General features: G+C 65.7%; 1 protein-coding gene. It reads left to right on the top strand.

Features of this window, described 5'->3' with window-relative positions; translation table 11 throughout:
- Nucleotide 1 precedes the first annotated feature (1 nt).
- Nucleotides 2-469, top strand: a 468-nt coding sequence (locus AC1D0P_RS29085; protein ID WP_477679909.1) for a cation:proton antiporter domain-containing protein, incomplete at its 3' end; no start/stop codon positions are given.

Below are 469 nucleotides of genomic sequence, written 5' to 3' on the forward strand. Positions count from 1 at the left end.
GGTGATTGCCATGTTCATGGCGATCATCGCGCTGCATTACGTTGCCGAACGGCTGGGATTGCCGCCATCGGTGGCGCTGCTTTCGGGCGGGGCGCTGCTTGCCTTCCTGCCTGGCCTGCCGGCGATCACGGTCGATCCCGGCCTCGTGCTCGTCATCTTCCTGCCACCGCTTCTGATGGATGGCGCATGGGCGATCGCGCTTGGCCGGTTGCGCCGGCATGTGTTCGGTATCGCCTCGCTGGCGATCGGTGCCGTGTTTTTCACGTCTGCCATCGTTGCCGTCGTGACGCATCTGTTGTTTCCAGCGCTGCCTTGGGCGGCCTGTGCCGTGCTGGGCGCAGTCGTTTCGCCGCCCGATGCGATTTCCGCCCGCGCCGTGCTGCAGCGGGTGAGACTGCCGCGGCGGCTGCAAATCCTGCTCGAAGGCGAAAGCCTGCTCAACGATGCGAGCGGCCTGGTGCTCTTCCGT

Source organism: Polaromonas sp. P1_G2, assembly GCF_056405515.1.